The sequence below is a fragment of the Labrys sp. WJW genome (assembly GCF_001676615.1).
Taxonomy (GTDB): Bacteria; Pseudomonadota; Alphaproteobacteria; order Rhizobiales; family Labraceae; genus Labrys; species Labrys sedimenti.
In genome coordinates this window covers 1-19315 of record NZ_LYXZ01000047.1, presented here as the reverse complement: position 1 = coordinate 19315, position 19315 = coordinate 1, and the positions used below count along the sequence as shown (strand labels likewise).

Here is a 19315-nt window from a genome sequence, read left to right as displayed (position 1 = left end):
ATGGAATGCGATATATCCGATTTGAGTTCCTTCTCCCCTTGCGGGAGAAGGTCCCGGCAGAGGGATGAGGGGTGCCCCCCTCTCAGTCGCGCCGGCGCGCACCCAGCCGGGCCAGGAAGGCGAGCGAGACGCTGGTGAGGCCCAGCGCCATCAGCCACCAGGGCTGCCAGGCAGCGAGGCCCGCGAACATCATCACCAAAGCGGAGGCCGAGACGGCGAGGGCGGCAGGGGCCGAACGATCGTCGTCGCGGTTCATGCCCATCAGCGTCATCCAGAGGGCGAGCGCCGCCAGCGCTACGCCGACGAGCCCAAGTTCCAGCCAGATCTGCAACGCGGCATTGTGGGGCGAGGCCAGGAGCTGGCCACCGACACCGCGGGTCAGCGAAGAACTCGAATCATATCCGAAGCCGGCTAAGAGATGATTGGGGAGGGCGTAGGTCACGTCGCGCCAAAGGGCTACCAGGTGATCGCCCTCGGCCGGCAGCAGGAAGCCGCCCCATCGCGCCATCATCCAGCCCGCCAGCGGGGCAAGCACCAAAAGAACCAGAGCCGAGATAGCCACGGCCAGGGCGGCGGCCCGCCGGCGCCAGAGGGCGAGGGTCATCACCACGATGCCGGCAATGAAGGCGGCGAAGATCACCAGATCATGCACCAGCCAGAGCGCCAGGATCATTACCAGGCAGATCAGCAGGGCCTGCCAGCTGCGGCCGCGCGCCAGGACCGCGCCCACCGCCGGCCAGGCCAGCAGCACCATGAGCATGGCCGCGCGCGTGCTTTCGGCATCCTCGGTACCGGTCTCGCCAAGGCCCTGCAGCGGCGATCCCGGCAGATATTCGAGGATCAGGGTCACGCTGGCGATGGCGACGCCGATCGGGATGAGGTTGGCGTCGCTGAAGCGCACCCGCGGTTTCAGGCAGGAAATCGTCACGGCGAACAGGAGCACGATGCCCAATATCCCCGGCAGCCGGCCCGCGGCCGAGGCAGGGCGGGGCGTCCACCAGATGCTGATGGCGGCCCAGACCAGCAAGGCGAGCAGCGCCAGGGTGCGGGGCGAGGTCAGCGCGCCCTGCAAACGGCGCAGAGCGGTCGGCAGGCGATTGTCGAGCGCAGCCGCCAGGATCAGCAGTGCCGTGGCGATCGGCACGATGATTGCCACGGCATGACGCGAGAACATGGCAAAAAAAGGCGCAAAAATCACCAGCAGGAACAAGCCCAGCCGGGTCAGGAGGCCCGACACCGCGAGTGCGGGGTCGAGCGGAGCTTCATAGGCGCGCCGTTCCATCGCCTCGTCCTCAATCGTCGAGAGCTAGCTATGGCCGAAGGCAGGCGAGGCGTCGATGACGAAAAAGTCACACTATGGTTAAAATCGTCCCGCGGCCTGCCCGCCGCAATGCCACATTGGGCGTAGTCCCCCGCCATCAGCGATGCCCTACCTGGGGAGCGGGCGCGCCGCTGCCGAGGTTTCAGGCCGGCTCCGCCATTGCACTTGTTTCCTGGATGCGTCACATCGGCGCGATGCGCGAGTTCGACCAGCCCCTGCCCATCGACGATGCCCTGCCGGCCCTCAGGCAGGCCCTGCAGGTGCGTTCCAATGCCGTCCTCGTTGCGCCGCCCGGTGCCGGCAAGACCACGCGCGTGCCCCTGGCCCTCGTCGACGAGGCCTGGACGAAGGGGGGCAAGATCATCGTGCTGGAGCCTCGCCGCCTCGCCGCCCGTGCCGCCGCAGCCCGCATGGCCGCCACGCTGGGCGAGCCGGTCGGCGCCACGGTGGGCCTGCGTGTGCGCCTGGAATCGCGCATATCGGCAAGGACCCGCATCGAGGTGGTGACCGAGGGCGTGTTCGCCCGCATGATTCTCGACGACCCCTTGCTCGATGGCGTGGCAGCCGTTCTGTTCGACGAGTTCCACGAACGCTCGCTCGATGCCGACCAGGGGCTTGCCTTCGCGCTCGATGCCCAGGCGGGACTGCGGGAGGACCTGCGCATCCTGCCGATGTCGGCGACGATCGACGGTGCGCGCGTTGCCGCGCTGCTGGGCGATGCGCCGGTGATCGAGAGCGCCGGCCGCGCCTTTCCGGTGGCGACGCACTATCTCGGCCGCGATCCGCGCCAGCGGCTGGATGAGGCGGTTGCCGATGCGGTGATGCGGGCGCTGCGGGCGGAAACGGGCTCGGTCCTGGTCTTCCTGCCTGGCCAGAGTGAGATCACCCGCACGGCGCGGCTCCTGGCCGAGCGCAATCTCGGCGACGGTGTCGATATCGCGCCGCTGTTCGGCGCCATGGAAGCGCGCGACCAGGACCGGGCCGTAGCTCCGGCGCCGCAGGGGCGCCGCAAGGTGGTGCTCGCCACCTCGATCGCCGAGACCAGCCTCACCATCGAGGGCGTGCGCGTGGTCATCGATGCGGGCCTCGCCCGCGTGCCGCGCTATGAGCCCGATCTCGGCTTGACCCGGCTCGAAACCGTCAGGGTGTCGCGCGCGAGCGCCGATCAGCGGCGCGGGCGCGCCGGGCGTACCGAACCCGGTGCCTGCTACCGGCTGTGGGAGGAGGCGGCCACCGGCGCCTTCGAGGCTTTTGCCAAGCCGGAGATCCTGGCGGCCGATCTCAGCCCGTTGCTGCTCGATTGTGCCGCCTGGGGCGTCGGCGACCCCCTGGCTCTCGCCTGGCTCGATCCGCCGCCTGCGCCGGCGCTCAAGGAAGCGAGGACGCTGCTGACGGCAATCGAGGCGCTGGATGGCGATGGCCGGCTCACCGACATGGGGCGCCATCTCTCCAGCCTGGCGCTGCCGCCGCGGCTGGCGCGCATGATCGTGGCTGCGGTGCCGACGGGAGAAGCCATGTTGGCCGCCGAGATCGCCGCCATCCTGTCGGAGCGTGGCCTCGGCGGCGACGCTACCGATCTCGTCGAACGCATCGAGCGCTTTCGGCGTGACCGTGGCGGGCGGGCGCAGGACATGCGCCGTCTGGCCGGGAATTGGGCCAGGACGGCCGGCAAGGAAGCCGGAAGCGGCAAGGGCAGCAGGAACCTGGGCGGCGAAGGCGATCCGGCCCGGGCCGGCGCGGTTCTCGCTTTGGCCTATCCCGACCGCATCGCCGTGGCGCGCGGGCAGACCGGCAGCTTCACCATGGAAAATGGGCGGGCAGCCCGGTTGGAGCCGCATGACCGCCTGGCTCGTGAACCGACGCTCGCCATTGCCGAGATCGCCGGCAGCGCCGGGGCGAGCCGCATCCTGCTGGCGGCTCCGATCGCCGCCGAGGAGATCGCGGCCTTGTCGGGCGTCAGCGAAAGCGTGAGCATCGGCTATGATACCGCCAGCGCCAGCCTCAAGGCGCGCGCTGTCAGGCGCTATCGCCGGCTGGTGCTGCAGGAGGGCACGGCGCCGCTGTCCCTGGACGCCGATGCCGCCATCATGCTTGCCCGTGGCCTTGCCCAGGCCGGCATCGGCCGCCTGCCCTGGAGCAAGGCCCAGCGCCAGTTGCGCGACCGCATCGCCTTCCTCAGGGCCAGCGGCTCGCCGGACTGGCCCGATCTCTCGGACCGGGCCTTGGCCGAGACGGCCGAAACCTGGCTCGCTCCTGTTATCGAAGGGCTGCGAGGGCTTTCGGGCATCACGGCAGAGCATCTGGAGAATGGCCTTGCGGGTTTGCTGCCCTGGCACGAGCGCAGAAGGCTCGATATCGAAGCACCGGCCTTTTTTGAGGCACCGACCGGCTCGAATCTTGCGATCGACTACGAGGCGGAGGGCGGGCCTGCCATCTCGGTGCGCGTGCAGGAATTGTTCGGCCTTGCCAGCCATCCCAGCATTGCCGGCGGGCGCGTACCGCTCACCATCAACCTGCTCTCGCCGGCACACCGGCCCGTGCAGGTGACCAAAGACTTGCCGGGCTTCTGGAAGGGCTCCTACGCCGCCGTGCGGGTGGAGATGAAGGGGCGCTATCCCCGCCATCCCTGGCCGGAGGACCCGGCCGCGGCCCCGCCGACCACACGGGCAAAACCGCGCGGCACCTGAGGCGCCTTTCTTCTGCGCTGCCTGCCGTAAAAGGGCGGAACCGGGATCAGGATTTGCCGTCGTCGCTGTGGGCCGCTCGCAGAGCTTCAGCGAGGGCGCGGGTTGCCTGCGTCCGCGGCATCGAGACGATACGGATATCCGGCCGGGCTGCCTCTTCGTCGATAGGCGCGGGCCGGCACGGAAGGTGATCCAAAATTCGATGCAATAATGCCAGAATGGACATATCGATAACCTCGAATTCTATAATATCAATTTAAGTATTAATTCTGAAAGTGGCCAAAATCGGAGTGCCGTAATTCAAGAATGTTAACCAAATATAACACGGGGCCGGTGATTTTATGGTTTCGTCGAGCGGTTGCCTGAGCTGGGTGTACGGATATCAGATGCCGAGTTGCTTTTTCATGAAAACTGCGGAGAAAAAGCCGGTGCGCTAATGACGGCTCCGGCTTCCTGAGCGTCGGTCCTAGCGTTTGCGCACGAATTCCGTGCGCAGGACGAGGCCCTTGATGGAGTCGTGGCGGCAATCGATTTCCTCGTCGTTGTCCGTCAGTCGGATCGACTTGATGACCGTGCCCTGCTTCAGGGTCTGATTGGCCCCTTTCACCTTGAGGTCCTTGATGAGGACCACGGAATCGCCATCGGCAAGGGTGTTGCCGGCGGCATCGCGCACCACGAGCTGATCGGCCCTGGCCATGGCCGCCATCTCCGAGGCCGGCCGCCATTCGCCGGTCGCCTCGTCATAGACATAGTCGTCGTTCTGGTCGGCCACTTCCTGCACCTTCGGTTATGGAATCTTCGCCCGTCGAGCTCGAGGCGCCGTCACGGACAGATCCACTTCACAAGCCGGGTCGAGGCCATCTACATCACCGCAATCGATAGATCGAGGCAAAATCTCGGCAGCCTCCGGGCGCGGCCCGCAACGCTTGGCATAAGCGCGCGCTGTTACTCATATGGATCGGGCGACCGGTCCTGAAAAGGGAGGGTCACGCCGATAGCGGGATCGATCCCCGGCTTCGTCATGCTGTCGTCTTATTCTCCGCGACTTCTTGCGAGTCCTGATTGACTTCCCGGACGCCATCCCCCATAAGCACCGGCGAATTTGGCGTCGCCCATCGGGCCCGGACGCACCCAGGGCGAAGGCCGGGGCGCGTTTTTGGTGTTCGGGGGAGCGCTTTTCCAGTCAACTCTATCGGCATCCGGCCGCGACCGCGGAGAACGACCCGTGAAACGTACTTATCAACCGTCCAAGCTTGTCCGCAAGCGTCGCCATGGCTTCCGTGCCCGCCTGGGCACCAAGGCAGGCCGCAAGGTTCTGGCCGCTCGTCGCGCCCACGGCCGCAAGCGCCTGTCGGCCTGACCTGATCGGGTTGGCGCAGTGATTCCGCATCATTGCGCTAAGCTGATTCCTCTCGATCGAGCTGCGGGCTCGATCGAGAGGAATCAGCAAGATCTCAGACATTTGCAAAGTTTCTCGGCAAAGCCTTGCCGGGAAACTTTGCTTGGAGCACTTTGCTCAAGAGCCTCCGAGCCCTCATCGATGCAGCGTCTGCTCAAGCGTCGGGACTTCCTTTTCGTCCGCGAAGGCCGCAGGGCACATGCTGCAACGCTATCCTTGCAGGCGCGTCGCCGCGAAAGCGCTGGCGCAGTCGAGGCTGTACCGCCGACGCCTGAAGGTATCGAGCCGCGTGTCGGCTTCACCGTGACCAAGAAAGAAGGTTGCGCCGTCGAGCGCAATCGGATCCGTCGGCGCTTGCGCGAGGCGGTGCGGCTGTCTGGCGCGCTTCACGCGCGCGACGGCTATGATTATGTCGTGCTCGGGCGGCGCTCCGCCCTCGACGCATCTTTTGCGACGATCGTTGATGAAATGGTAGCGGCGTTCGGCCGTGTGCATGGCGAGCGCCAAGGCGCCCGCAAGCCACGCCGTTCGGCCGATGAGGCTGTGCGATGAAGAATTTTGACACCAAGAACGTCGTTCTGGCGGTCGTCCTGACGCTGCTCGTCGTCGTCGTGTGGGAATATTTCATCGGCCAGCCCATGCAGCGGCGCCAGCAGCAGGAGGCGCAGCAGCAACAGCAGATCCAGCAGGCGCTGCAGCAGCAACAGCAGCAGGCGGCCGCTACGCCCGCCCCCGGCGTTCCCGGCGGCGCGGCAGGACAGAAGCAGTTCTCCAGCCGTGAAGAAGCGGTGGCGGCACGCACGCAGCGCGTCGCGATCGACGCCCAGCGCCTGATCGGTTCGATCAACCTGGTCGGCGGCCTGATCGACGACGTGGCCTTGCGCGGCTATCGTGAGACGCTCGACCCCAATTCCCCCAATGTGGATCTCTTCTCACCGTTCGGCACTCCGGTGAAGCCGGCCGATCACAAGGCCAACCTGGAAAATCGCGGGCCCTATTTGACGGTCTTTGGCTGGCAGGAAAAGCCAGGTTCCGCTGCTGCGACCAAGCTCAACCTGCCCGGTTTGAAGACGGTCTGGACAGCCAAATCCCAGGCGCCGCTGTCGGCCGCCAGCCCGGTCGAACTGCAATGGGACAATGGGCAAGGGCTGATTTTCCACCGCACCATCTCGATCGACGAGGACCGCGGCCAGAGTGGCTCGCTGTTCCCGTCGGCCGGCGAGACGCTGCCCGCCGACAAGCTCGACCTGCCTCGCCAGAACCTGCCCAAGGATCAGCAGGCCAATGTCGCCAAGCCGATCGGCGGCTTCATGTTCACCATCAAGGACAGCGTCGAGAACAAGGGCACGGCGCCGGTGGAGATCGCGCCCCAGGCCTATATTCTGCGCGTCGGCACGCCGGGGACCCAGGGCACCTACGTCCTGCATGAGGGGCCGATCGGCCGTTTCTCCGGCTCCCAGAAAGAATTGTCCTACAAGGATCTGGCACCCGACGCCAAGCAGGAGCCTTTTGCCGATGTCACGGGATGGCTCGGCTTTACGGACAAGTACTGGGCCAACGCGCTGATTCCCGACCCTTCGGCCCGTTTCACCGCCCATTTCGGCGGCCAGGATTTCGGCGGCACGCCGGCCTATCTCGCCCAGATCGACCGGCCGGCCGTGACGATTGCGCCGGGCGCCAGCACGGAGGTGAGCACCAATCTGTTCTCCGGTGCCAAGGAAGTCGCGACCCTCTCCTATTACGACGAGAAGCTGAAGACGGATAACGTCGCTTATCTGATCGACTGGGGCTATCTGTGGTTCATCACCAAGCCCTTGTTCCGCCTGATCGAGATCCTCTTCCATCTCATCGGCAATTTCGGCCTCGCCATTCTCGGCACCACCGTCATCCTCAAGGCCTTCTTCTTCCCGCTCGCCAATCGCTCCTACGAGTCGATGTCGCGCATGAAGAAATTCCAGCCCGAGATGCAGAAGATCAAGGACGAGTTCCCTGACGACCGCATGAAGCAGCAGCAGGCGATGATGGCGCTCTACAAGGAGCACAAGATCAACCCGCTGTCGGGCTGCCTGCCGATGCTCCTGCAGATCCCGGTGTTCTTCGCTCTCTACAAGGTGCTGTTCGTCACCATCGAAATGCGCCAGGCGCCATTCTATGGCTGGATCCACGATCTGTCGGCGCCCGATCCGACCACCTTGTTCAACCTGTTCGGCCTGATCCCGTGGACGCCGCCCTCCGTCCTGATGGTCGGTTTCTGGGTGGTGGTGATGGGCATCACCATGTTCATCCAGATGCAGCTCAACCCTGCGCCGCCGGATCCGACCCAGGCCGCCATGTTCCGCTGGATGCCGCTGATCTTCACCTACATGCTCGCCGCCTTCCCGGCCGGCCTGGTGATCTACTACTGCTGGAACAACACGCTCTCGATCCTGCAGCAGGCCTTCATCATGAAGAAGAACGGCGTGAAGATCGAATTGTGGGATAATCTCAGGGCGATGTTCGGCCGCAAGCCTTCATCGGCGGCAAGTTGATGCCAGACGCCTCCGACTACACGGCGGCGGGCAAGAAACTCTTTGCCTCGACGTGGGATTTCCGCCACGCCGCCAATACGCTGGAGGCGTTGCCGCCGGCCGAGGGGGTCGAGATCGCTCTCGCCGGACGCTCCAATGTCGGCAAGTCGAGCCTGATCAACGCTCTGACCAACCGCAACGCCCTGGCCCGTACCTCCCATACGCCGGGGCGCACGCAGGAACTGATCTTCTTTTCGTCGAACGCGCCGCTGACCCTGGTCGACATGCCGGGCTATGGCTATGCCAAGGTCAGTGATGCCAAGGTCAAGGCCTGGACCCGGCTGATCCATGACTATCTGCGCGGGCGCGTGAACCTGGCGCGCGTCTTCGTGCTGATCGATGCCCGGCACGGCCTGAAGACCACCGACGACGCCGTGCTGAAGACGCTGGACCAGGCCGCCGTGGTCTACCAGATCGTGCTGACCAAGGCCGACGAGGTGAAGAAGTCCGAGCTTGAGCAGCGTGTCGCCGAGACCCGGGAAAAGATCTCGCGCCGGCCGGCGGCTTTCCCCGAGCTGATCGTCACCTCGAGCCGCGAGGGCACCGGCATGGACGAATTGCGCGCCGCCATCGCCCAGATCCTTGCCGAGCGCGGCGGCCTGGCGCTGTGATCGCCGACCGCATTCTCACGACACTGGGCTGCCTGTTCGGGGCCGTCGGCATCGGCCTGATGGCGCTCGCCGCCCATGGCAAATGGCCCGATATCAACTATGCCGCCATCATGGTGCTCGCCCACGCGCCGGCCCTGATCGCCATCGTTGCCGCCCTTCGTGCCGGCCTGCTCCATGCGCTGCTGGCCCGTCCCGCCGCCTTCCTGCTCGCCGCGGCCGTGGCCCTTTTCTCGGCCGATGTCGCGCTGAACGCCATGACCGGTCAGCGCCTCTTCCCGATGGCGGCGCCCATCGGAGGGACCGGCTCGATGGCCGCCTGGCTGCTGGTCGGCGTATCGGCTCTGGTGGCGAAGACGCGGTAGGGCGGCTGGAGCGCGGACATCCCAGCGACATGCATGCATGTCGCGATGTCCGCTCTCGAGACCACCGCGCCTACAGGAAGGGAAGAGCGGACAGGATGTCCGCGCTCCGGGTTTCCTCACCTTATCGGCAGGACATTCGTATATTTCACCTGCGCCAGGGCAAAGCTCGATTCGATCGAGGCGAGGCCGTCGAGGCGGGTGAGCTTTTCCTTGATGAAACGCTCATAGGCGGCGAGGTCGGCACAGACCACGCGCAAGAGATAGTCGCGCGTGCCGGTCATCAGATAGCATTCCAGCACTTCCGGCCAGGGCGCGATGGCGGCAGCGAAGCGGTCGAGGTCCTCCTCGCGCTGGCGCTCCAGCTTGATCGAGATGAACACGCTGACCGGCAGCCCGACCTCCTTCTGCTCGACCACCGCGACATAGCCGCGGATGACGCCGCTCTCCTCCAGCTGCCGCACCCGGCGCAGGCAGGGCGAATGCGACAGGCCGACCTGTTCGGCCAGGGCCTGCACCGTCATGCGGCCGTCTTCCTGCAGCAGGCGGAGAATCCTGTTATCGATGGCGTCGAGGGCGGTCATCGTTCGTCCATGCGTAATTTATGCGTGTTCGTGGTTATGATTGGCGATATTCTCTAAAGTTGTGCGAGTTGGCCTTCAAGATCAACCAAAATCACCTCACAACTTTTGCTATAACAGGTGGGTTCACCTGGAATCCCGTCATGGCCGATCCTCGTCTCCCTTTTCTCGCCGCCCTCGAACGCAAGGCCCTGTGGCTTTCCTCCTGGATGATCCACAACGCCAATCACCTCAGGACCAAGGAGGACGGGCTCAAGATCGGCGGCCACCAGGCCTCCTCGGCCTCCCTGGCGACGATCATGACGGCGCTTTATGGCGCGGTGCTCAGGCCCCAGGACCGCGTCGCGGTGAAGCCGCATGCCTCGCCGGTGTTCCATGCGCTCAACTATCTCTTCGGCCTGCAGAGCCTCGACAAGCTGCAGAATTTCCGGGGCTTCAAGGGAGCCCAGAGCTATCCCTCCCGCACCAAGGACGTCGACGACGTCGATTTCTCCACCGGCTCGGTCGGCCTCGGCGTCGCGCAGACCCTGTTCTCGGCCCTGGTGCAGGATTACGTGAAGGCCAAGGGCTGGGGCGAGTGGCCGGAAGGGCGGATGATCTCCCTGGTCGGCGATGCCGAGATGGACGAGGGCAACATCTTCGAGGCCCTGCTGGAGGGCTGGAAGCAAGGCGTGCGCAATGTCTGGTGGATCGTCGACTACAACCGCCAGTCGCTCGACGCCGTGGTGCGCGAGGGCCTGTGGCAGCGCTTCGAGTCGATTTTCCGCAATTTCGGCTGGGAGGTCGTCATCCTCAAATATGGCCGCCTGCTCGAGGCGGCCTTCGCCGAGCCGGGCGGCGAGGCGCTGCGGCACTGGATCGACAACTGCCCCAACCAGCTCTATGCGGCGCTGTGCTATCAGGGCGGTTCGGCCGAGGGAGGCAAGATCTGGCGCCGCCACCTTACCGATGCCATCGGCGACCAGGGCGATGTCACCAGGCTGATCGAGAGACGCTCCGACGCCGAACTCGCGGCGCTGATGACCAATCTCGCCGGCCACGACATGCCGAGCCTGCTCGAAGCCTTCGAGGAGGCGGCCCGCCATGATCGGCCGACCTGCTTCATCGCCTATACGGTGAAGGGCTTCGGCCTGCCGTTCCAGGGACACAAGGACAACCATGCCGGCCTGATGACGCCGGCCCAGATGGAGGCCTGGCAGCAAGCCATGGCCATCCGCCCCGGCCATGAATGGGACAAGTTCGAGGGTCTCGAGCTGACGCCCGGGGCGATGCAGGCGGCGCTTGACCAGGTGCCCTTCGTGCAGAAGGGCCGCCGCCGCCTCGCCGCCGCCAAGGTCGAGGTGCCGGCCACGCTGCCCTACCGGGCCTCGGCCTCGATGTCGACCCAGCAGGGCTTCGGCATCATCCTCAACGATCTCGCCGCGACCGATCTGGCGGTGGCAGAGCGCATCGTCACCACGGCGCCCGACGTCACCGTCTCCACCAATCTCGGCGGCTGGGTCAACCGGCGCGGCCTGTTCGCCCGCGAGGAACTGGCCGACACCTTCAGGAAGGAGAAGATCCCCTCGACCTTCGCCTGGGACTTCTCGCCTGGGGGGCAGCATATCGAGCTCGGCATCGCCGAGATGAACCTGTTCATCCTGCTCTCGGCGCTGGGCCTGTCGCATTCCATCAATGGCGAGCGCCTGCTGCCGATCGGCACGCTCTATGATCCCTTCATCCAGCGCGGCCTCGATGCCCTCAACTATGCCTGCTACCAGGATGCCCGCTTCATGGTGGTGGCGACGCCCTCGGGCATCACCCTGGCGCCGGAGGGCGGCGCGCACCAGTCGATCGCCACGCCGCTGATCGGCCTGGCCCAGGACGGCCTCGCCGTCTTCGAGCCGGCCTTCGTCGACGAACTCGCCGTGATCATGCGCTTTGCCTTCGACTACATGCAGCGGGACGGAGAGGGGGACCGCGACGAGACCACCTGGCTGCGCGACGAGACGGGCGGCTCGGTCTATCTGCGCCTGTCGACCCGTACCATCGACCAGCCGCAGCGGACGATGTCGCCGACCCTCGCCAGCGACATCGTCAACGGTGCCTATTGGCTGCGTCCGCCAGGGCCCAATGCCGAGATCGTGGTGGCGGCCATGGGCGCCGTGCTGCCCGAAGCGATCGAGGCCATCGGCCTGATGAGCGAGGATCGCCGCGATGCCGGCCTGCTGGTCATCACCTCGGCCGATCGGCTCAATGCTGGCTGGACGGCTGCCGAACGGGCCCGCCAGCGCGGCAATGCCGGGGCCAGGAGCCATATCGAACGCCTGCTCGCGCCGCTCTCGCGCGATTGCGGCCTCGTCACCGTGCTGGACGGCCATCCGGCCACCCTGGCCTGGCTCGGCAGCGTGCGCGGCCAGCGCGTGACCTCGCTCGGCGTCGAGCATTTCGGCCAGACAGGCAGCATTGGGGATCTCTATCGCCACCATGGCCTCGACGCCAATGCGATCCTGCATGCGGCCCAAGCCCTGTCACCGGGGCGGCCGATCCGCAACCGCCGGGAGCTGGCACCGGCGGAGTGACGCCTTCGGGATTGCCACGAATCCCGAGCCTTGCGAGACTGCAGCTCTCGCAAGGGTATCCTGATGTCCTCCTCCGTCCTGCGCGTTGCTACCTTCAACACCCAGCTGCTGGCCAGGCCCGGCGTGCGCTTCCACGAGCAGCCGCCCTATTCGCCGGAGGAGTATGAGGCCAAGACCGCTTTCATCGCCGGGTTGCTCGAACGTGGCCAGGTCGATCTCGCCGGCTTCCAGGAGGTATTCCACGAGGAGGCCCTGCGCGAGGCGGTCTGGAAGGCGCCGCGCCTGCGAGGGGCGACCGTCAATGCGCCGCTGGCGGATGACGACGGCCCCAAGACGCCGGATGGGGCGTTGAATGCGCCACGGGTCGGGCTGGCGAGCCGGCTCCCCGTGCTCAAGGTCGAATCCATTGCAGCCTTTCCGCCCGGCCTCGGCCAGGGCTTTGCCGTCAGGCGCGACGAGAACGGGCGCCAGCAGGCCGTGCCGGTCGGCATCAGCTTCTTCGAACGCCCGGTCCTCAGGGCCGAAATATTGCTGCCCGATAGTGTGCCGCTGACCGTCTATGTGGTGCATCTCAAGTCTCGCCGGCCTGTGGTGCTGGAGGACGAGGACCGGCGCGATCCTGCCGTGCGCGCGCTCGCCGTGGTGCGGGCGCTACTGCAGCGGGGCGCCGAGGCCGCGGCGCTCAGGGTGATGCTGTCGCGGGAAATGGCGGGGCGGGGCACCGAACCCCGCCCGGTGATGGTGCTGGGCGATCTCAATGACGAGCTTACCAGCGTGACCACCGAGCTCATTCGCGGCGAGCAGCCGTTGCCCGAGAGCCTGAAACCACTGATGGCCGATCCCGGTGACTGGCAGCGCAAGAACCGCCGCCTGTGGGACCTGCATCTCTACGCCGCCTCCGACCAGCAGGCTGCGCATATCAAGGGCACCACACTCTATACCCATATCCATTTCGGCGATTATCAGGTGCTGGACCACATCCTGTTCAGCCAGGAATTCCATAGCCGCAATCCGCATCGGATCGGCGATTTCCGCTATCTGCAGGTCTATAACGACCATGTCGTCGACACGCATATGACCGACATGACCCGCAATGTCCGTACCGCCAGCGATCACGGCGTGCCCGTTGCGGAGTTCAACCTGCTCACGCCGGCTTCACGGCTACCCGTGCAAAATGGCAACGCCAATGGCAGAACTGTGCCTTCCGGCACCGCGAATGCTTAACTTTTCGCTAAGACTTCCGTAACATCATGGTTACGAAATCGTTTCACAGGCCGAATCGTGACGGGAAAGATCCTCATCGTTCTGCATCAGGAACATTCATCGCCCGGGCGGATCGGGCGCTTCCTGATCGAACGCGGCTATGAACTCGACATCAGGCGCCCCCGCTTCGACGATCCTTTGCCCGCAACCATGCGCGACCATGCCGGTGCCGTGATTTTCGGCGGGCCGATGAGCGTGAACGACGAGGAGGCCTGGCTTCGCCGTGAGATCGACTGGATCGGCGTGCCCTTGAACGAGAACAAGCCCTTTCTCGGTGTCTGCCTCGGTGCCCAGATGCTGACGCGCCACCTTGGCGGCCGTGTCTCGCGCCATGAGGCCGGCAAGGTCGAAATCGGCTATTGGCCGATCGAGCCGACGGCGGAAGGCCGGTCCCTGATGTCCTGGCCGAGCCATGTCTATCATTGGCACAATGAAGGTTCCGACCATGTGCGCGGCACGCGGCTGCTCGCCACCGGGTCGACCTTCGCCAACCAGGCCTTCGCCTGCGGGCGCGCGGCCTATGGCCTGCAGTTTCATCCCGAAGTCACCTATCTGATGATGAACCGCTGGACCACGGGCAGCGAAGAAAGCTTCAAGCTACCCGGTGCGCAGGATCGCGAGCAGCAATTCTCCGGCCGCTGGCAATATGATCCGGGTATGCAGCAATGGCTGCACGGCTTCCTCGATCTCTGGCTGACACCGGCCATGGCGATGGCCGCGGAGTAGGAAGAGAACACTATATCCGCAAGCATCGGCCTTGCCGGTTTTGCGCGGAACCGGAGGGTCGATCTCCAGATCGACCACCTTGCCCTCCTCATCCGCGGTGTTTCCAAGAGGTCGATCTGGAGATCGACCCTCCACTACCTCGTCAGCTTCGCCAGAGCTTCAGCTGCCAGCCGCTTCGTCAAGTCACCCGCCGAGGCCGCCTCCCGCCCGAGGCGCGCGGCCTGGCCGGACCATAGCGACATGAAATCGCCCGAACCCTGCGGCTCCGTCTTGGCGCGCAGTGGCGCCAGCGCACCGCCGGCGAGCGGAAAGGCGGGAGCGAGGTCCGATATCGGGCCAACCTCGCGCATCAGGCGGTTGACGATGCCGCGCGCCGGCCGTCCGGTGAACAGGTTGGTGAGGGCGGTCTTGTCGGCATCCGGGCTGCGCAGGGCGGCGGCATGCGGCGCTGCGATGCGCGCCTGCGGCGTGAACATATAGGCGGTGCCGACTTGTACTGCGGCGGCGCCCAGGGCGAAGGCTGCCACGATGCCGCGGGCGTCTGTGATGCCGCCGGTGGCGATCACCGGTACCTTCACCGCGTCCACCACCTGCGGCACCAGGGCGAAGGTGCCGATCTGGGTGGTGATGTCGCCGGTGAGGAAGACGCCGCGATGGCCGCCCGCTTCGAAGCCCTGGGCGATGATGGCATCGCAGCCATGGTCCTCGAGCCAGCGCGCTTCGTCGACTGTGGTGGCGGAAGACAGGATCTTGGCGCCGGTCGCCCTTACGCGGTCGAGCAGGGATTTCTCGGGTAGGCCGAAATGGAAGCTGACGATCGGGGGCGTGAACTCCTCGACGATGGTGCAGAGCTCGTCGTCGAAGGGAGCCCGGTTCGAGCTTGGAATCGGCGCGGCGGGATCGATACCCGCCTCGCGGTAATAGGGTTCGAGCCGCTTGCGCCAGCCGGCCTCTCGGGCCGGGTCCGGCGTTGGCGACATGTGGCTGAAGAAGTTGACGCTGAACGGCTTCGTGATCTGCTGGCGGATGAGGCCAAGTTCGGTGCGGACCTGTTCGGGCGTCAGAGTGGCGCAGGGCAGAGAGCCGAGCCCGCCTGCCTCGCTGACCTCGATCACCATGTCGTAGTGGCATGGGCCTGCCATCGGGGCCTGGATGATGGGGATCTCGATGCCGAAGAGCTCCTGAATGCGCCGATCGGGCCACATTGCCGTTCTCCTTGATTGGCCTCGCCTCTCAAGTGGCGAGGGCTAAACTGAAAACAGGCCTATCATTTCCATTTTGAAAATGATAATTGTTTTTTTATTCTCAAAAAGAGAACAAAATTGGATCTGTCCTCCCTCGATATCTTCCTGGCCGTAGCCGATGAGCAGAGCGTCACCCGGGCTTCGAGGCGATTGGGGCGGGTGCCGTCGAACGTGACCACGCGGGTCCGGCAGCTCGAGCAGGAACTTGGTGTGGCGCTATTCAGCCGGGACGGCAAGCGCATGCGCCTGACCCGGGAAGGAGAGATTTTTCTCACCTATGCCAATCGCCTGATCGCCCTGGCGGACGAAGCCCGCGGCGCGCTGAAGCCGTCGGGGCCGGCAGGGCCCTTCCGGGTGGGAACGATGGAGAGCACGGCGGCGAGCCGTCTCCCGCCGGTGCTGGCGAAATTCCATGCTGCCTGGCCTGCCGTATCGCTGCAACTGATCACCGGTGGCACGAAGGGCCTGATCCGCCGGCTGCTCGCCCATGAGCTCGATTGCGCCCTGATCGGCCAACCGCCCATCGAAGGGATCGATACCGGCTATGATGCCGGACGGCTCGAAGGCGAGCGTGTCTTCACCGAGGATCTGCTGATCGTGCTGCCACCCGGCCACCCACCCATTGCCAAGGCTGCCGATCTCAGGGTCGGCAGCCTCGCCGCCCTTGAGCCGGGCTGTACCTATCGAGCCGTGGCCGAGCATTGGGCGCGCGGCGCCAGGAGGCTGCAGGTGCAGGAACTGGGCTCCTACCATGCCATGCTGGCGGCGGTCTCGACCGGCAACGCCATCGGCGTCATGCCGCGTTCCGTGCTCGACCTCCTGCCGGGCGGGAGCGAAGTCCAGACCCATCGCCTCGGACAGATCGAAACCCTGCTCGTCCGGCGCAGAGGCGAGGCATCGCCGGCCTTCGAGGCGTTCCGGCAGGCGCTTGCGGAGGGCTGAGTCCGGTCGCCCCTGCCGTCAATCCTTCAGGCAGGCCTCCGCCAGTTTCTGGAAGGAGCGCGCGCGGTGGGAGATGGTGTTCTTCTGCGCTTCCGTCATCTCGGCGAAGGTCTTGTCCGAGCCGTCGGGCTGGAACATCGGGTCATAGCCATGCCCGTGTTCGCCGCGGGTGGGCCAGACCAGGGTGCCGTCGGCCCGCCCCTCGAAGGTCTCGGAATGGCCGTCCGGCCAGGCCACCGTGAGGACGGAGACGAAACTGCCGCGCCGCTGGGCCGGATCGGTCGCGCCGACGGCGAGCAACTCGTCCTGCGCCTTCTGCATGGCGATATCCCAGTCGCGGGTCGGACCGGACCAGTCAGCCGTGTAGACGCCAGGCGCACCGCCCAGGGCCTCGATGCACAGGCCGGAATCATCGGCGATGGCCGGCAGGCCGGTGACTTCGAGGGCGGCGAGCGCCTTGATGCGGGCATTCTCGACGAAGGTGGTGCCGGTTTCCTCCGGCACGGGCAGGCCAAGCTGGCCGACGGAGACGACATCCACGCCGTAAGGCGCCATCAGCGCCTTGAACTCGGAGAGCTTGCCATTGTTGTGCGTAGCCAGCACCAGCTTACCGGTGAGACGGCGCCCCATCACGCCACCGCCTGCTTCTGCAACTCGACCAGTTCGCCGATGCCTTTGCGGGCCAGCGCCAGCATGTCCAGAAACTGTTCCTGGCTGAAGGGGGCGCCCTCGGCCGTGCCCTGGATCTCGACGAGACCGCCCGAACCCGTCATCACGAAATTGGCGTCGGTCATCGCTTCCGAATCCTCGGCATAGTCGAGGTCGAGCACGGCAGTTCCCTTGGAAATGCCGCAGGAAATCGCGGCGACATGGTCCTTGATCGGGCTGACGGCGAGCATCTTGCGCTCGATCATCCACTTCACGCATTCCTGCAGCGCGACGAAGCCGCCGGTGATCGAGGCGGTGCGGGTGCCGCCATCGGCCTGCAGCACATCGCAATCGATGGTGATCTGCTTCTCGCCCAGCCGCACCAGGTCGACCACGGCACGCAGCGAACGCCCGACCAGGCGCTGGATCTCCTGGGTGCGGCCGGACGGCTTGCCGGAAGTGGATTCGCGGCGCGTGCGCTCGTGTGTGGCACGAGGCAGCATGGCATATTCGGCCGTGACCCAGCCCTTGCCGGTGCCGCGCAGCCAGGACGGCGGCTTGTCTTCGAGGCTGGCGGTGCACAATACGTGGGTTTCGCCGAATTTGATCAGGCAGGAGCCTTCGGCATAGCGGGCGACGTTGCGCTCGATCGAAACGGGACGCAGCTCGTCGGAAGCACGGCGGGAAGGACGCATCGGATTCTCCAAATTTGTGGCCGCCTTGTAGCCCGGCCCGCGCCGCCTGTCACGGTGCCGTGCATATTGCGTGGCAGTGAAAGGCGGCAAGCCGAGACCGGGAGGATGTCGGCGTGGCCTCCTCTGAGCGGAAGTAACCTACCTGGAAGGGTAGGCGGTCGATTCAGAGGAAAATCTCATGAACCGTGTTACATGTTACAAAATTTGAAATTTGTAACATCAATTTTCAGCTCAAAACTTGTCTGCGAAGGAACGTGTTCCTATCTGATATGTTATTGATCAGGAACGATTATTTTATAACTCCATGCATCTTGGGAGCGCGGCGCGACGGGCATTTCAACCTGGGGTCGCCTATCGCTTGAACCCCGCTTCCAAAGGGGCTATCGGAGGTGGGGAACGAAACTCACCTTTGGCGACAATCTCAGGGACATTACGTTATGGCACGTAGCAAGATCGCTCTTATCGGGGCGGGACAGATCGGTGGCACGCTGGCTCTTCTGGCCGGTCTGAAAGAACTGGGCGATATCGTGCTCTTCGACGTGATGGAAGGCGTACCCCAGGGCAAGGCTCTCGACATCGCCGAGGCTGCCCCGGTCGACGGCTTCGACGTCAAGCTCGCCGGGACCCAGAGCTACGAAGGCATCAAGGGCGCCGATGTGGTGATCGTCACCGCCGGTGTGCCGCGCAAGCCCGGCATGAGCCGCGACGATCTCCTCACCATCAACCTCAAGGTGATGGAGCAGGTCGGTGCCGGCATCGCCAAATATGCCCCGGACGCTTTCGTCATCTGCATCACCAATCCGCTCGACGCCATGGTCTGGGCGCTGCAGAAGTCCTGCGGCCTGCCGGCCAACAAGGTCGTCGGCATGGCTGGCGTGCTCGACTCCTCGCGCTTCCGCCACTTCCTGGCCGACGAGTTCAACGTCTCGGTAGAAGACGTCACCGCCTTCGTGCTCGGTGGCCATGGTGACACCATGGTTCCCTCCGTGCGCTACTCCACCGTGGCCGGCATCCCGCTGCCCGACCTCATCAAGATGGGCTGGATCACCGAGGCGCGCCTTGCCGAGATCGTTCAGCGCACCCGTGACGGCGGCGCCGAGATCGTCAACCTGCTGAAGACCGGCTCGGCCTTCTACGCACCGGCCGCCTCCGCCATCGTGATGGCCGAGAGCTATCTCCGGGACAAGAAGCGCGTGCTGCCCTGCGCCGCGCACCTCACCGGCCAATACGGCGTCAAGGATCTCTATGTCGGCGTGCCCGTGGTCATCGGCGCCGGTGGCGTCGAGCGTATCGTCGAGATCCAGCTCGACAAGGAAGAGCGGGCCGGTTTCGAAAAGTCGGTCAATGCGGTGAAGACCCTGGTCGACGCCTGCAAGACCATCGCTCCCTCGCTCGCCTGATCCCTAGAGCAGAACGCGTTCGAACGAAAACGCGTCTTTGGGATTTGAGGCGGTTTCATCAAATCCCAAAACGCTTTAGCCAATCTGGAGCAACTGGCCATGAATATTCATGAATACCAGGCAAAGGCGGTCCTGAAGGAATTCGGCCTGCCCGTATCGAAGGGCGTCGCGGCGCTGACGGTCGATGAGGCGGTGAAGGGAGCCAAGGAGCTTCCGGGTCCGCTTTATGTTGTGAAGTCGCAGATCCATGCAGGTGGCCGCGGCAAGGGCAAGTTCAAGGAACTGCCCGCCGATGCCAAGGGCGGCGTGCGGCT

The 19315-nt window shown here is 65.2% G+C and carries 18 protein-coding genes; 12 read left to right on the top strand and 6 right to left on the bottom strand.

Annotated features, from left to right (window positions below; all coding sequences use genetic code 11):
* Positions 1-82: 82 nt before the first annotated feature.
* Entirely contained in the window at positions 83-1282 is a 1200-nt protein-coding gene (locus tag BA190_RS25640) for a hypothetical protein (RefSeq protein WP_068294494.1), read from the bottom strand.
* Between the two features lie 215 nt (positions 1283-1497).
* Between BA190_RS25640 and hrpB the strand changes: the two genes are divergently transcribed.
* The gene (gene hrpB, locus BA190_RS25635) at positions 1498-4008 is read left to right on the top strand and encodes an ATP-dependent helicase HrpB (protein WP_245314956.1); all 2511 of its coding nucleotides are present in this window, start codon (positions 1498-1500) and stop codon (positions 4006-4008) included.
* A gap of 463 nt (positions 4009-4471) precedes the next feature.
* Here the strand turns inward: hrpB and BA190_RS25630 are convergent, their stop codons facing one another.
* The gene (locus BA190_RS25630) at positions 4472-4777 is read right to left on the bottom strand and encodes a zinc ribbon domain-containing protein YjdM (RefSeq protein ID WP_068294488.1); all 306 of its coding nucleotides are present in this window, start codon (positions 4775-4777) and stop codon (positions 4472-4474) included.
* A 453-nt stretch (positions 4778-5230) separates the two neighbouring features.
* On the opposite strand from BA190_RS25630, the gene rpmH reads away from it, so the two are divergent.
* Genes rpmH through BA190_RS25605 form a run of 5 tightly spaced genes read left to right on the top strand, consistent with a single transcriptional unit; the run spans position 5231 to position 8944 of the window.
* On the top strand, positions 5231-5365 hold the full coding sequence (rpmH, locus tag BA190_RS35490; RefSeq protein WP_082980037.1) for a 50S ribosomal protein L34: 135 nt from the start codon (positions 5231-5233) through the stop codon (positions 5363-5365).
* An 18-nt stretch (positions 5366-5383) separates the two neighbouring features.
* Positions 5384-5956 (top strand): ribonuclease P protein component, encoded by a 573-nt coding sequence (gene rnpA / locus BA190_RS25620; protein WP_245314955.1) that lies wholly within the window; start codon positions 5384-5386, stop codon positions 5954-5956.
* Positions 5953-7932: a membrane protein insertase YidC gene (yidC, locus tag BA190_RS25615; protein ID WP_068294480.1), complete on the top strand. Its 1980-nt coding sequence runs from the start codon at positions 5953-5955 to the stop codon at positions 7930-7932. The genes rnpA and yidC overlap by 4 nt, the downstream gene beginning before the upstream one ends.
* Entirely contained in the window at positions 7932-8582 is a 651-nt protein-coding gene (yihA, locus tag BA190_RS25610) for a ribosome biogenesis GTP-binding protein YihA/YsxC (protein WP_068294474.1), read from the top strand. Before yidC ends, yihA begins: the two co-directional genes overlap by 1 nt.
* Positions 8579-8944, top strand: a complete 366-nt coding sequence (locus tag BA190_RS25605) for a DUF423 domain-containing protein (protein ID WP_068294470.1) — start codon at positions 8579-8581, stop codon at positions 8942-8944. The genes yihA and BA190_RS25605 overlap by 4 nt, the downstream gene beginning before the upstream one ends.
* A gap of 116 nt (positions 8945-9060) precedes the next feature.
* Here BA190_RS25605 and BA190_RS25600 read toward each other — a convergent pair whose 3' ends face one another.
* The gene (locus BA190_RS25600) at positions 9061-9525 is read right to left on the bottom strand and encodes an Lrp/AsnC family transcriptional regulator (RefSeq protein ID WP_068294467.1); all 465 of its coding nucleotides are present in this window, start codon (positions 9523-9525) and stop codon (positions 9061-9063) included.
* Between the two features lie 140 nt (positions 9526-9665).
* Here BA190_RS25600 and BA190_RS25595 point away from each other — a divergent pair, with 140 nt between their 5' ends.
* From BA190_RS25595 to BA190_RS25585, 3 genes are all read left to right on the top strand, one after another.
* Positions 9666-12083 carry a transketolase gene (locus BA190_RS25595; protein WP_068294464.1) on the top strand — a complete coding sequence of 806 codons (2418 nt, stop codon included), beginning with the start codon at positions 9666-9668 and terminating at the stop codon, positions 12081-12083.
* 63 nt (positions 12084-12146) lie between these two features.
* On the top strand, positions 12147-13307 hold the full coding sequence (locus BA190_RS25590) for an endonuclease/exonuclease/phosphatase family protein (protein WP_068294463.1): 1161 nt from the start codon (positions 12147-12149) through the stop codon (positions 13305-13307).
* A 57-nt stretch (positions 13308-13364) separates the two neighbouring features.
* Positions 13365-14072 carry a glutamine amidotransferase gene (locus BA190_RS25585; protein ID WP_245314954.1) on the top strand — a complete coding sequence of 236 codons (708 nt, stop codon included), beginning with the start codon at positions 13365-13367 and terminating at the stop codon, positions 14070-14072.
* A 134-nt stretch (positions 14073-14206) separates the two neighbouring features.
* On the opposite strand, the gene BA190_RS25580 is transcribed toward BA190_RS25585, so the two are convergent.
* The gene (locus BA190_RS25580; protein ID WP_068294455.1) at positions 14207-15277 is read right to left on the bottom strand and encodes a nitronate monooxygenase family protein; all 1071 of its coding nucleotides are present in this window, start codon (positions 15275-15277) and stop codon (positions 14207-14209) included.
* A gap of 117 nt (positions 15278-15394) precedes the next feature.
* On the opposite strand from BA190_RS25580, the gene BA190_RS25575 reads away from it, so the two are divergent.
* On the top strand, positions 15395-16258 hold the full coding sequence (locus tag BA190_RS25575) for a LysR family transcriptional regulator (RefSeq protein ID WP_068294452.1): 864 nt from the start codon (positions 15395-15397) through the stop codon (positions 16256-16258).
* 18 nt (positions 16259-16276) lie between these two features.
* Here the strand turns inward: BA190_RS25575 and rdgB are convergent, their stop codons facing one another.
* Both rdgB and rph read right to left on the bottom strand, forming a co-directional pair.
* Complete coding sequence (gene rdgB, locus BA190_RS25570; RefSeq protein WP_068294439.1) at positions 16277-16888, bottom strand: RdgB/HAM1 family non-canonical purine NTP pyrophosphatase; 612 nt, start codon at positions 16886-16888, stop codon at positions 16277-16279.
* Positions 16888-17601 (bottom strand): ribonuclease PH, encoded by a 714-nt coding sequence (gene rph, locus BA190_RS25565; protein ID WP_068294436.1) that lies wholly within the window; start codon positions 17599-17601, stop codon positions 16888-16890. Before rph ends, rdgB begins: the two co-directional genes overlap by 1 nt.
* Before the next feature lie 437 nt (positions 17602-18038).
* Between rph and mdh the strand changes: the two genes are divergently transcribed.
* Both mdh and BA190_RS25555 read left to right on the top strand, forming a co-directional pair.
* Positions 18039-19001 carry a malate dehydrogenase gene (gene mdh / locus BA190_RS25560; RefSeq protein ID WP_068294434.1) on the top strand — a complete coding sequence of 321 codons (963 nt, stop codon included), beginning with the start codon at positions 18039-18041 and terminating at the stop codon, positions 18999-19001.
* A 99-nt stretch (positions 19002-19100) separates the two neighbouring features.
* A partial coding sequence (locus BA190_RS25555; RefSeq protein ID WP_371260390.1) for an ATP-grasp domain-containing protein occupies positions 19101-19315 on the top strand: 215 nt, incomplete at its 3' end.